General features: G+C 70.2%; 13 protein-coding genes. 9 read left to right on the top strand and 4 right to left on the bottom strand.

Features of this window, described 5'->3' with window-relative positions; all coding sequences use genetic code 11:
- The first annotated feature begins 28 nt into the window (after positions 1-28).
- Together Q0R63_RS00495 and Q0R63_RS00490 are read left to right on the top strand one after the other, a co-directional pair.
- Complete coding sequence (locus tag Q0R63_RS00495) at positions 29-451, top strand: TetR/AcrR family transcriptional regulator C-terminal domain-containing protein (protein WP_295692587.1); 423 nt, start codon at positions 29-31, stop codon at positions 449-451.
- Between the two features lie 10 nt (positions 452-461).
- Positions 462-938 (top strand): SRPBCC family protein, encoded by a 477-nt coding sequence (locus Q0R63_RS00490; protein ID WP_295692410.1) that lies wholly within the window; start codon positions 462-464, stop codon positions 936-938.
- A gap of 35 nt (positions 939-973) precedes the next feature.
- On the opposite strand, the gene Q0R63_RS00485 is transcribed toward Q0R63_RS00490, so the two are convergent.
- A complete protein-coding gene (locus Q0R63_RS00485; protein WP_295692407.1) occupies positions 974-1426 on the bottom strand; it encodes a single-stranded DNA-binding protein in 453 nt (150 codons plus the stop codon).
- A gap of 235 nt (positions 1427-1661) precedes the next feature.
- A complete protein-coding gene (locus Q0R63_RS00480; RefSeq protein WP_295692404.1) occupies positions 1662-2837 on the bottom strand; it encodes a M50 family metallopeptidase in 1176 nt (391 codons plus the stop codon).
- 177 nt (positions 2838-3014) lie between these two features.
- Between Q0R63_RS00480 and metH the strand changes: the two genes are divergently transcribed.
- The 6 genes from metH to Q0R63_RS00450 all read left to right on the top strand — a co-directional run bounded on the left by metH (position 3015) and on the right by Q0R63_RS00450 (position 10154).
- On the top strand, positions 3015-6755 hold the full coding sequence (metH, locus tag Q0R63_RS00475; RefSeq protein ID WP_295692583.1) for a methionine synthase: 3741 nt from the start codon (positions 3015-3017) through the stop codon (positions 6753-6755).
- Between the two features lie 28 nt (positions 6756-6783).
- Positions 6784-7098 carry a hypothetical protein gene (locus Q0R63_RS00470; RefSeq protein WP_295692400.1) on the top strand — a complete coding sequence of 105 codons (315 nt, stop codon included), beginning with the start codon at positions 6784-6786 and terminating at the stop codon, positions 7096-7098.
- 86 nt (positions 7099-7184) lie between these two features.
- The gene (locus Q0R63_RS00465; RefSeq protein ID WP_295692398.1) at positions 7185-7826 is read left to right on the top strand and encodes a hypothetical protein; all 642 of its coding nucleotides are present in this window, start codon (positions 7185-7187) and stop codon (positions 7824-7826) included.
- Entirely contained in the window at positions 7823-8506 is a 684-nt protein-coding gene (locus Q0R63_RS00460) for a hypothetical protein (RefSeq protein WP_295692396.1), read from the top strand. Before Q0R63_RS00465 ends, Q0R63_RS00460 begins: the two co-directional genes overlap by 4 nt.
- Before the next feature lie 125 nt (positions 8507-8631).
- Entirely contained in the window at positions 8632-9183 is a 552-nt protein-coding gene (locus Q0R63_RS00455) for a hypothetical protein (protein ID WP_295692392.1), read from the top strand.
- 53 nt (positions 9184-9236) lie between these two features.
- On the top strand, positions 9237-10154 hold the full coding sequence (locus Q0R63_RS00450; protein WP_295692389.1) for a PD-(D/E)XK nuclease family protein: 918 nt from the start codon (positions 9237-9239) through the stop codon (positions 10152-10154).
- A gap of 39 nt (positions 10155-10193) precedes the next feature.
- Here the strand turns inward: Q0R63_RS00450 and Q0R63_RS00445 are convergent, their stop codons facing one another.
- Positions 10194-10931 carry a GntR family transcriptional regulator gene (locus Q0R63_RS00445; protein WP_295692386.1) on the bottom strand — a complete coding sequence of 246 codons (738 nt, stop codon included), beginning with the start codon at positions 10929-10931 and terminating at the stop codon, positions 10194-10196.
- 154 nt (positions 10932-11085) lie between these two features.
- Positions 11086-11778, bottom strand: coding sequence for an HAD family hydrolase (locus Q0R63_RS00440; RefSeq protein ID WP_295692383.1), 693 nt, complete (start codon positions 11776-11778; stop codon positions 11086-11088).
- Between the two features lie 121 nt (positions 11779-11899).
- Here Q0R63_RS00440 and Q0R63_RS00435 point away from each other — a divergent pair.
- The coding region (locus Q0R63_RS00435) for a PAC2 family protein (RefSeq protein WP_295692380.1) at positions 11900-12286 on the top strand (387 nt) is incomplete at its 3' end.

Raw genomic sequence — 12286 nt, 5'->3', positions numbered from 1 at the left:
TGGGTGCGGCAGTTAGGGTGCCCGGCCGCTGCTCTCCCCCCACGAGTTCGACGGCTACGAGGCGTCACTGTCTCTCTTCGAGGGGCTGGGCCTCGAGCCTTTGGAGGTCAGTCAGATGGTGGGCGCGGTCGTCAGCTTCATCGGTGGCGCGGCCAAGGCGGTCGCCGACACCCGGACCGCGGAGCAGGCGACAGGGATGCCGGAGGACGAGTGGTGGCGGGTCCGTTCCGGTCTGCTCGAGGAGCTGGCCGTCGACGAGTCCTGGTCCGAGCGCTATCCGACGATCACGCGACTGCAGGCAGCCCGGGTCTTCGACCAGCCGGACCGCGACCCGGACGACACCAGCGGCTATCTCGAGCACGAGGAGATCACCGCCTTCGAGTTCGGACTGACGCTGCTCCTCGACGGTCTTGCCACCCGCATCGACCCGGGCACCTCGCAACGGCCCTAGGCTCCCGGTCATGGTCAGCCCCCTCGAGGTCCAGCGCTCGTGCACCTACCCCGTCGCCGTTGCGGAGGCCTTCGCCGTCCTTCTGCCGGCGCCGCTCGAGGTGATCTTCCGGCACCGCTACGGGCCGATCCCCCCGATCCAGGGCGTCTCGGGGCAGGACGGCCCGTGGGCGCGGCCCGGGCAGACCCGCGTCATCCACCTCGCCGGCGGCGGGACGATGCGCGAGGAGCTGACCGCGGTCGAGACCCCGACCGAGTTCCGTTACCGCATCACCGACCTCACGGGTCCGCTCAAGGCGCTGGCCACCTCCGTCGACGGGGCCTGGCGGGTGGAGCCGGCCGGCAGCGGAGCGAGCGTCACCTGGCGGTGGACGGTGCACCCGGCATCGTCCGTCGCGGCGGTGGCCATGCCGGTCTTCGGGCGGCTGTGGCAGGGGTATGCCGCGCTCGCCCTGGACGAGCTCGAGGGCGTGCTCCTCCCCCACTGACCTGGCAGGAGACCTTGCCGGAGAGGTGCCCGTTCTCACGTGTGTCGTCGGACGGTTGCCGCCTCCACCTCGTAGCGACTGACCGTGGCGGGCCCCGCCCGGTAGAACCGCCGACGCAGGGCGCCCTGGACCTCGACGACGTCGCCGTCGGTGAACCGGCGGGCCGCCCGCCGGCTCGACGCCGACCAGCAGGCGACGTCGATGGTGTCCACCTGCGTGCGCGTCACGCTGCTCGTGCCGGCGCTTCCGGATCCCCCGCCCTCGCCGCTGGGTCCGATCGCCGCCCGACGCGCCGGCTTCTTCGCCGGTGGCCGGCGAATCACCACCCGGAACTGGACGACCTCGTCCCCGCTCGGCATCTCCCGGGCCTCGGGCACCCCGCTCACGCGTCCGACCAGGAGCACCTCGTTGGTCGACGCCTCCGGTGTCGCCTGTGCCGCTGCGGTTGCCGGTGTTACCTGTGCCGCATGTGTTGCCTGTGCCGTCACCAGCACGTCCCCTCTCGTCGGCCCGCGCTCTCCGTCCGGGGCATGACCCAGCCAACCGCGCTCGGGCCACTCGCGGCCAGCCCCTCTCGGCAGCCTGTGGATTGTGGGACGACAGGAGGTGGGGGTGTGGACAAGGGGAGCCCCCAGGTTCACCCACCCCGCCCGGATTGGGGTCCAGACGCGTCATCGATGACGCGGTTTCACCCCAATCCGGGGGCCGGGAGGCCTGGCCTGCTCAGGCGTCGAGCGCCGCGTCGAGGTCGGCGAGCGAGACGGTGCCGAGCGGCCTCCCGGAGCGATCGACGACGAGCACGATCTGGGGCATCCCCTGGGGGGACTTCGCGCGGGAGACGATGGCGTCGATGACCCCCGAGACATCGGAGGAGTCCGGGTCGGCCGCGACGACCCACCCGTCGGGTTGGCGGGCGACGACGGAGGCGACGGTGACCTGCGCGCGATGGGCCGCGTCGACGGCGTTGGCGGCGGCGACGTCGACGATGCCCATCGGCCGGCCGCCCTCGTCGACGGCGATCACGGCGCCCTGGACCGGGCCGGTCCGCTGCATGGCCTGGGCGAGACTCTCGCCGACGCCCACGAGCGCGATCGGGCGGAGGACCCGGGCCATGGTCACCCGCTGGATGGCCCGACCGGTCGTCCCGACACGGATGGCGTTCGTCGCACCGGCCCAGAGGAACGCGCCGACGAGACCGGCGATGGCGAAGTTCACGATCAGCTGGGTCGGCTGCGTCGCCCCACCGCGCACGCCCCAGCCGACGTAGCCGAGGACCACGGGCACGGTCAGGACCCGACCGACCCAGCCCGCGACGATCAGGCCGCGGTTGCGGTCGCCGGTCACTTTCCACACCAGCGCGTCGACGACGAAACCGCCGTCGAGGGGGAGCCCGGGCACCAGGTTGAACAGCCCCACGAAGAGGTTCGAGTAGTACAGGGCTCCCAGCAGGAGGTAGGCCGTGCTAGGAGGCACCTGCTGGTACGCGACGTAGGCCAGCAACGCGATCACGAGGTTGGTCACCGGACCGACGATCGCGATGACGGCGCTCGCACCCGGCCGCGACTGCTCACCGGAGTAGACGGTGTGCCCACCCATCAGGTCGGCGACGATGCGGTCGACCCGGTGCCCGGTCCGCGCAGCCGTCACGGCGTGCGCGCCCTCGTGGAGGAGGACGGAGGCGAGCAGGAGGAGGGCGTAACCCAGCCCCACGGCATACCCGTAGGTGCCCCCCTGCTCCAGCGTGGTGGGCTGGGTGACCTTCGACCCCAGGACGAAAACAACGAAGATCGCGAAGAACGGCCAGCTGCGCCCCAGATAGATCGGTATGCCGCGGACGCTCGCGAGCCGCCAGCCGTAGGAGGGCGCCCCGACGGCGGGCACGGGCTGGCCTGCGGACATGGGTCGACACTACGTCACGACACGTGAGCCCCATGAAGGGAACACCTGAGCGTCGGCTGTGGTTGAGGCGGCATACTTGGAGACTTGACCCTTGCCGACGAGAGAGTGCCCGTGACCCAGCAGCAGGACGTCCCCCAGGATCTCCGCCCCGACGCCACCGAGACCCTCACGGGCCTCATGCGGGAGCGCATCCTCGTCCTGGACGGCGCGATGGGCACGATGATCCAGCGGCACGAGCTCGGTGAAGCCGAGTATCGCGGCGACCGCTTCGCCGACTGGCCGAGCGACGTCAAGGGCAACAACGACCTCCTCACCCTGTCGCAGCCGGACATCATCCGCGGCATCCACCGGGAATACCTGCAGGCGGGCGCCGACGTCGTCGAGACCAACACCTTCAACTCCACGGTCATCTCGATGCACGACTACGGCATGGAGGAGCTCGCCTACGAGATGAACCTCGAGGCGGCCCGCCTGGCCCGCCTCGAGTGCGACGCGATGACGGCCAAGACCCCCGACCGCCCGCGTTTCGTCGCTGGCGCTCTCGGCCCGACCAACCGCACCGCCTCGATCTCCCCGGACGTCAACGACCCGGGCAAGCGCAACGTGACCTACGACGAGCTCGTCGAGGCCTACCTCGAGGCCGCCCGCGGGCTCGTCGACGGCGGCGCCGACCTGCTCGTCATCGAGACCATCTTCGACACCCTCAACGCCAAGGCGGCGATCTTCGCCGTCGAGACGCTGTTCGAGGACTACGGGCGGCGCTGGCCGGTCGTCATCTCCGGCACGATCACCGACGCCTCCGGCCGCACCCTCTCGGGGCAGGTCACCGAGGCGTTCTGGAACTCTGTCCGGCACGCCCGGCCGCTCGCCGTCGGCCTCAACTGCGCCCTCGGCGCCGATGAGATGCGGCCCTACGTCGCCGAGCTGTCCCGCATCGCCGGGTGCTTCGTCTCCTGCTACCCCAACGCGGGGTTGCCCAACGCCTTCGGGGAGTACGACGAGACCCCCGAGCAGATGTCCTCCGTGGTGGGCGGGTTCGCCACCGACGGGCTGGTCAACCTCCTCGGCGGCTGCTGCGGCACCACGCCCGACCACATCGCGGCCATCGCGAAGGCCGCCGACGGCGCGGCGCCTCGCGTGCCCGCGGACGTCGCGCCGGCCCTACGGCTCTCCGGCCTCGAGCCGCTCAACATCGTCCCGCAGTCGCTCTTCGTCAACGTCGGCGAGCGCACCAACATCACCGGCTCGGCCCGCTTCCGCAAGCTGATCAAGGACGAGGACTACCCGACCGCGCTCAACGTCGCCCGCCAGCAGGTCGAGGCCGGCGCGCAGGTGATCGACATCAACATGGACGAGGGCATGATCGACGGCGTCGCCGCGATGGACCGCTTCGTCAAGCTGATCGCCAGCGAGCCCGACATCTCGCGCGTCCCCCTGATGGTCGACTCCTCGAAGTGGGAGGTCATCGAGGCCGGACTGAAGTGCGTCCAGGGCAAGCCGATCGTCAACTCGATCTCGATGAAGGAGGGCGTCGGGCCGTTCATCGAGCACGCGCGCCTCTGCCGCAAGTACGGTGCGGCGGTCGTCGTGATGGCCTTCGACGAGGACGGCCAGGCCGACACCCTCGAGAGGCGCAAGACGATCTGCCGGCGGGCCTACGACATCCTCGTCGACGAGGTCGGCTTCCCCGCTGAGGACATCATCTTCGACCCCAACATCTTCGCCCTCGCGACGGGCATCGAGGAGCACGTCAACTACGGCGTCGACTTCATCGAGGGCACCAGGTGGATCAAGGACAACCTCCCCGGGGCCCTCATCTCCGGCGGAGTCTCCAACGTGTCGTTCTCCTTCCGCGGCAACAACGCGGTGCGCGAGGCGATCCACGCGGTCTTCCTCTTCCACGCCATCTCCGCGGGCATGGACATGGGCATCGTCAACGCCGGAGCGCTGGTGGTCTACGACCAGGTGGACGGCGAGCTGCGGGAGCGGATCGAGGACGTCGTCCTCAACCGCCGTCCCGACGCCGCCGACCGGCTGCTCGAGGTCGCCGACCGCTTCAACACCGGTGACACCAAACAGGAAGCGGTCGTCGAGGAGTGGCGCTCGCTGCCCGTCGGCGAGCGGATCACGTATGCCCTCGTGAAGGGCATCGACCTGCACGCCGAGTCCGACACGGAGGAGCTGCGAGCCGAGATCTCCGCCCGTGGCGGGCGACCGATCGAGGTCATCGAGGGTCCGCTGATGGACGGCATGAACGTCGTCGGCGACCTCTTCGGCGCCGGCAAGATGTTCCTCCCGCAGGTGGTCAAGAGCGCCCGCGTGATGAAGAAGGCCGTGGCGTATCTGATCCCGTTCATCGAGGCCGAGAAGAAGCCCGGCGACGTCGAGCGGGCCAAGGGCAAGATCATCATGGCGACGGTCAAGGGCGACGTCCACGACATCGGCAAGAACATCGTCGGGGTCGTGCTCCAGTGCAACAACTACGACGTCGTCGACCTCGGGGTCATGGTGCCGGCGCAGAAGATCCTCGACGCCGCCCGGGCCGAGAAGGCCGACATCATCGGACTCTCCGGCCTGATCACCCCGTCCCTCGACGAGATGGTCAACTTCGCCTCCGAGATGGAGCGCCAGGGCTTCGACATCCCCCTGCTCATCGGCGGCGCCACGACCTCGAAGGCGCACACGGCGGTCAAGGTCACCCCGAAGTACCACGGTCCGATCATCTGGGTGAAGGACGCCTCCCGCTCGGTCCCGGTCGCCGCCGCGCTGCTCTCGGCCGAGCTCAAGCCCAAGCTGGTCGCCGACACCAAGGCCGACTACGACTCGGTCCGCGACCGGCACAACGCCAAGCACGGCGACCGCAAGATGCTCACCCTCGCGCAGGCCCGCGCCAACCCGACCCCGGTCGACTGGACCTCCTACCGCCCGCCCCGGCCGCGGCTGCTCACCCAACAGGCGAAGGACGTCTGCCAGGGCCCGGCGTGCGACCACCGCCATGACGTGGCAACGCAGTTCGTCAAGACCTTCAAGGCCTACCCCCTCGAGGAGCTGCGCCGCTACATCGACTGGACGCCGTTCTTCAGCGCCTGGGAGATGAAGGGCCGCTTCCCCGACATCCTCAACAACCCCGCATCCGGCGACGCCGCCCGCCGGCTCTACGCCGACGCCAACGCGATGCTCGACCAGGTCGTCGCCGAGAAGTGGCTGACCGCCAACGGCGTCATCGGCCTGTTCCCCGCGTCCTCGGTCGGCGACGACATCGAGGTCTACACCGACGAGTCCCGCACGCAGGTGCGGGCGAGGCTGTTGGGTCTGCGCCAGCAGGGGCAGCACCGCGACGGCATACCGAACCGGGCGATGAGCGACTTCATCGCCCCGGCAGGCAGCGGTCTGCACGACTACGTCGGGGGTTTCGCCGTGACGGCCGGGCTCGGCAGCCAGGACAGGGTCGCCGACTACAAGGCCAAGCTCGACGACTACAGCGCGATCCTGCTCGAGTCGCTCGCCGACCGCCTCGCCGAGGCCTTCGCCGAGCGGATGCACGAGCGGGTGCGCAAGGAGTTCTGGGCCTACGCGCCCGACGAGCACCTCGACAACGTCTCGCTCATCGAGGAGAAGTACGCCGGCATCCGCCCCGCCCCGGGCTATCCCGCCTGCCCCGACCACACCGAGAAGCTCACCCTCTGGTCGCTGCTCGACACGGAGGCCAATACCGGCATGTCGCTCACCGAGAGCATGGCCATGTGGCCCGGCGCCTCGGTCAGTGGCTGGTACTTCTCGCACCCGCAGTCGCAGTACTTCGTCGTCGGCCGGATCACGCAGGACCAGGTCGCCGACTACGCCGAGCGCAAGGGCTGGACCCTCGCCGAGGCCGAGAAGTGGCTCTCCCCCAACCTCGGCTACCAGCCCGAGGACTGAGGTTCGACGTGGTGCCCTGCCTCGAGGCATGCGCGTGGTGACCGGTGAGCAGCGGCGTGTCGTCGCTGTCCACCTGCGCCGCGGCCAAACTCTGCCGCCCGACCAGCAGGAAGCGGCGCAGGTCGTTGTCGATCACGCCGCCCGTCAGCGCTGGATCGCCCTGGCCTATGCGGTGATCGGCGTGGCGATGTGGGTCCTGTTCGCCATCGGTCAGCCACGTCGTCTGTCGGAGCTGTTCTTCGGTGGCATCTTCCTGCTCCTCTCCGCCGCATTCGCATGGGACACGTGGCGGCTGCTCGCGGCCGCGGCGCGTCAGGGCATCACACGCACACGTCGCTCGTGAGCGGCACACACCCGGGCCCTGACGGTTCTGCCCGCACGCAACCTGGGTATCTCTGACGTCGGTGCGGGACGACGAAGGAGTATGCCGTGGGGCCAGCTGACGGGCACGACGTGTCGAGTGCCGCCGATGATCAGACGCACGCCGCACCTCAGGCGCTGACGCCTGACGAAATCGGGCGTCTGGCTGCCGTCGTGCGTCGACAGCGGCGAGCCCTTCTGTTCAGCGCCGCGAGTTTCCTCCTGGCGACCGTGCTCCTCGTGCTCCTCCTCAACCACCGTCCGCCGTCGCGCCGACCCGGCGTCGGCTTGATCGTGATCTTCGTCAGGGTCTGCATCGTCGCCCTGGGTCTCGCGTGGTGGCTGGGGGCCCGGCGCCTTCAACGGCCCGGACCACTCCGGCGCCTGATACTGGTAGCCGATCGCAAGGACATCAGGCGAGTCAACACACTGCTGCGGCGGGGCCGGCCGCTGCCGGAGGACGACCGTCCAACCGCCCAGGCGGTTGTCGACGTGCAAGCGAGCATGCGGCGCTCCAGCCTTGTCGCGATGGCCCTGACACCGGTGCTCGTGATCCTTGTCGCGCTCGAGAGCCATGGTTCCTGGTTGCGATGGGTCTACGTCGTGATCCTGCTGGCGTTGGTCCCGTTGTATCTCTGGACCTACCGCCGCATCATGGCGACCGCCGCCGCCGCGGGCATCACTCCGTCGCCGGCCGGGAGTCACCGATGAGACCCTCTCTGTGGACCCCCCGACCAGGAGGCTCCCCCGAGGACCAGCTGAACCCCGATCAGGCCGAGCGGCTGCAGAAGTTCGTCCGCGTGCGGGTCCTCATCGTCGTGGGCTTCGTCGTCGTGCAGCTCGCCGTCCTCCTCGGCACCACTGTCGTGCTCGGCCGGGATCACCCCGATCGACACCCGAACCCCTGGTTCCTGTCCGCGCTGATCGTCGGTCTCCCACTCCTGATCGGCGGCGCCCTCATGCTGACCATCCGTCGGATGCTGCTTCCGGGGGCCACCCGGCGGTCCATCGTCAGCGGTGACGTCAAGGATCGTCGCCGGGTTGTTCGACTACTCCACAAGGGTCAGCCGCTCGAACCCGAGGACCGCGCGATCGCCCAGGGCCAGGTCGACACAGTTCGTCGACAACGGCGGCTGATCTGGTTCGCGATCCCTCTCGGGATCGGCGTCCTTGCCGTCGCCATCTTCGACCACGGCCCCCAGGGCGTCTTCAACGTCATCCTGTGCCTGCTCTATCTGGTCTTCGTGGTCGCCCTCTGGTGGTCCGCCAGACGCCTCGAGCGCAACGCTGCCGTGCAGGGGATCTCCCCGACGCCGAAGCCGCCGAAGCCTGGACGGCTGAGCCTGGGTGGGACGCAGGACCGGCAGGTGCCCGGAATGTCAGGTCACTGACGCGGCATACCGGACTCGTGCCGGTCCTGCGTCCCCCCTCGCCCTCCTGGCCGTCGCCTCGCTCAGTAAAGTCGGGGAAGCGGGTCGACGGATCGTCACCCTGACATCGACCAGAGGGCGACAGCGTGCGGACACGGGTGGGGCGCTACTTCGTGTGCTCGGACCTGCTCGCCGTCATCGGCGTGCTGCTCGTGACCGGGGTCACTGCCTTCGCCTTCTTCCTGACCGTCGGCGGCCTCAGTGTCCTGGCCTCGATCCCGGTCGGCCTGCTGCTCTATCTCCTGGCCGCGGTCGTCGCGTATGCCGCGCTGCGGCGTCCGGGCAAGAGCGAGCCGGAGCGGGTGGCCGGGTTCGCCGAGATCATGTCCGTCCGTCGCCGGATGCGCTCCGGCGAGACCCTGACGCCCGCCGAGCAGCAGGTCGCGGACGACCTCGCCGACATCTGCGCGCGGCGGGCGGCGGGTGGGAGGGCGGCCGGACGGGTGGTCCTCGTGCTCCTCCTCGTGAGCGGCGCGGTCTTCGCCTACGGCTACAACCTCAAGGACGCGAACGCGGTGCTGGGGGCCGTCGCGACCCTTGCCGTGGTGGTCGCCGTCGTGGTCAGCGAGCGGTCCCGCGCGAGCTCGATCCGGCGCGACCTGCTGGCCACCGGCGGAGCGCCGCCACCCTCGTCCTGAGCTCCGCGGTGTCGCACCGGCTCCCTGTCGGGGGCCCGGCATACAGTCGAGGCATGACGACGACCGCAGATCCGGTCACACCGCCCGCACCCCCCACCCCGGGCACCGTCCGCGGACCCCTGCCGGGGCGGTCGGCAGCGTTGTCGCCGAGCCGAGCGGCCGACTTCCTCCAGTGCCCGCTGCTCTACCGGTTCCGCGTCATCGACCGTCTCCCCTCAGCGCCGTCACCTGCCGCTGCCCGTGGCACCCTCGTCCACGCCGTCCTCGAGCGGGTCTTCGACCTGCCCGCAGCGGAGCGCACGCCCGAGGCGGCGGCCGCACTGGTCGCGCCGCAGTGGGAGCGGCTCGTCGAGGAGGAGCCCGAGCTCGCCGAGATGCTCGAGACCGACGAGCAGCGCACGGAGGCCTCCTGGTTCGGCGAGGCGGTCAAGCTCATCGAGACGTGGTTCACCCTCGAGGACCCCACCCGGCTCGAGCCAGCGGAGCGGGAGCTGTATGTCGAGGCCCAGGTCGACGGACTGACGCTGCGCGGCATCGTCGACCGGATCGACGTCGCGCCCAACGGGGCCCTGCGGATCGTCGACTACAAGACCGGACGGTCGCCGGGTGAGCACTTCGAGACCAAGGCGCTGTTCCAGATGCGGTTCTACGCGCTGGTGCTCTGGCGGCTGCGTGGCGTCGTCCCGCAGATGCTCCAGCTGGTCTACCTCGGCAACAAAGAGGTCCTGCGCTACTCCCCCGACGAGCACGACCTCCTCGCGACCGAGCGCAAGATCACGGCCCTCTGGGAAGCCATCCAGCGCGCCGCAGAAGACGGTGACTGGCGGCCGCACAAGTCGAGAATGTGTGACTGGTGCGACCACAAGGCCCTCTGTCCCGAGTGGGGCGGCACCCCGCCCCCGCTCCCCCGCGACGCCGAGGCGCTGGCCGTCGACCCGGTCGTCACGGGGCTCGTCGACCCGGACGGCTGAGACCTATGTCGGGCGCCGTTCGTCGGGCACCAAAGGTCCTCAACGCTCGTCGACCATGACCTCGATCGTGTAGTCCTCGGCCCGGTAGCAGTGCGAGCCGTACTCCACCGCCGCGCCGCTCGCGTCGAAGGCGCTGCGGGTCATCGTCAGCAGCGGCTGCGTCCCCTTGAGCTCGAGCTCTCGACGTTCCTGGGGCGTGGGCATCCGCGCGCCGATCTGCTGGTGGGCGACGACGGGGCGGATGCCGCGGGCGCGCAGCACGGCATACAGGCCGCTGGTCTCGAGCTCGGCGCGACCGAGGTCGACCGCCGCGGGCAGCCAGTTGCGCAGGATCGCGAAGGGTCGGCCGCCGGCGAGCCGCAACCGGACGATCGCGATCATGGCCGTGTCGTCGGGCAGGTCGAGCGCCTGGGCCGCCACCGCGTCCGTGGAGCGCTGTATGGACAGGACGCGGGTCTGGGGGTTGTCACCATCGCGCGCGAGGTCGTCGTAGAGGCTCGAGAGCTCGGCCCGGCGGTGCACCTTGCGGTTCGCCACCCGGGTGCCGAGGCCCTGACGACGCAGCAGCAGACCCTTGGCCACGAGCTCCGCGATCGCGCGCCGGACGGTCGGGCGGGACACGGCGAGACGCTCGACGAGATCGAGCTCGTTCTCGAAGGGGTCGCCCGGTTGCAGCTCGCCCGAGACGATCGCGGCCGTGAGCTGCTCGGCGAGCTGGTGGTAGAGCGGCACCGGCGAGGAACGGTCGATGCTCACGTCGATCCGCTTGGCCTTCACGCCGTCCCTCCCGACCGCTGCCACGATTCACGACACTTGTGAGAGCCGGCGCGCCCGTCCCCCGCGGCAGACTACCGGCAGTTGTCCTGACAATGGGATGACAGCCCCTGTTGTCCGCCCCACTCGCGGCCCCCGTCCGAGAGCGTCGCCTCTCCTAGGGGTGGCGGATGGCCGCGTCGAGCAGCGGTAGCAGGTCCTCCGGACGAAGCCCCGCGAGGGTCGGGATCTGGACCGATCCCGCGAGCCGGGGCACCGGGACGATGTGGGGCACGGCGATGGTGGGGACGCCGGCCGCCACGGCCGACCGCACCCCCGACGGGGAGTCCTCGATGGCTACGCAGTCCTCCACCCGGATGCCGAGCAGGCCCGCCGCCGTGAGGTAGGGCTCCGGGTGCGGCTTGCCGTGGCCCACCGCGTCGCCGGGCACGACGATGTCGAAGGCGCCCTCGGGCAGCAGCCCGACGAACAGGTCGGTGAAGGGCCGCCACGACATCGTGACCAGGGCGAGGCGGACCTCGCTCACCCGCAGCGCCTCGAGCAGCTCGAAGGCGCCCGGCCGCCAGGGCACGTGCTCCTCGATACGCCCCATCACCCCGTGCATCAGCCGGTCCACGACCTGCAGCACCGTGAGATCGACCGGGGAGTGGTCGAGGATGTATTGCGCCGACACCTCGAGCGCGTTGCCGACGAGTGCGTGCGCGTGCTCGTCGGTCCACACCCCGCCGTAGGACGCCACGAGCGCGTGCTCCTCGGCGATCCAGTAGGGCTCGCTGTCGATCAGGGTGCCGTCCATGTCCCACAGCACCGCCGCCGGCAGCCGTCGGGAGGGACCAGGAGCGGACGTCACCGCGCAAGTCTAGGCACCATCCCCGTTGCCCCATGACGACGTCATAGGGTGGGTGGTCTCTCGTCCCGACCGGGCCGGGACGCTCGGACCATCACACCCACCGACCGGCCGGAGGCCCTTCGTGCTCGAACTCGAGGACGTCCCGGAGCTGCGGGACCCCATCCTCATCGCCGCCTTCGAGGGCTGGAACGATGCCGGGGAGGCGGCGACGTCCGTCATCGCCCACCTCGTCGACGTCTGGGACGCCGAGCCGATCGCGGCGCTCGACCCCGAGGAGTACTACGACTTCCAGGTCAACCGCCCCCGCGTCGTGTCCGAGGAGGGTCAGCGCCGGATCGTCTGGCCGACGACCCGGATCCTGCTGGCGCGCAACACCGGGTTCGAGCGCGACGTCGTGCTCATCGAGGGCATCGAGCCGTCGACGCGGTGGCGGTCCTTCACGATCGAGCTGCTGGAGTATGCCGAGCAGCTCGGTGTCACGACGGTCGTCACCCTGGGTGCCCTGCTG

Origin of the sequence: Lapillicoccus sp. (genome assembly GCF_025353065.1) — a bacterium.
GTDB lineage: Bacteria > Actinomycetota > Actinomycetes > Actinomycetales > Dermatophilaceae > Lapillicoccus.
Note: the sequence above shows the minus strand (reverse complement) of the source record. Positions and strands in the feature narration are given on the sequence as shown.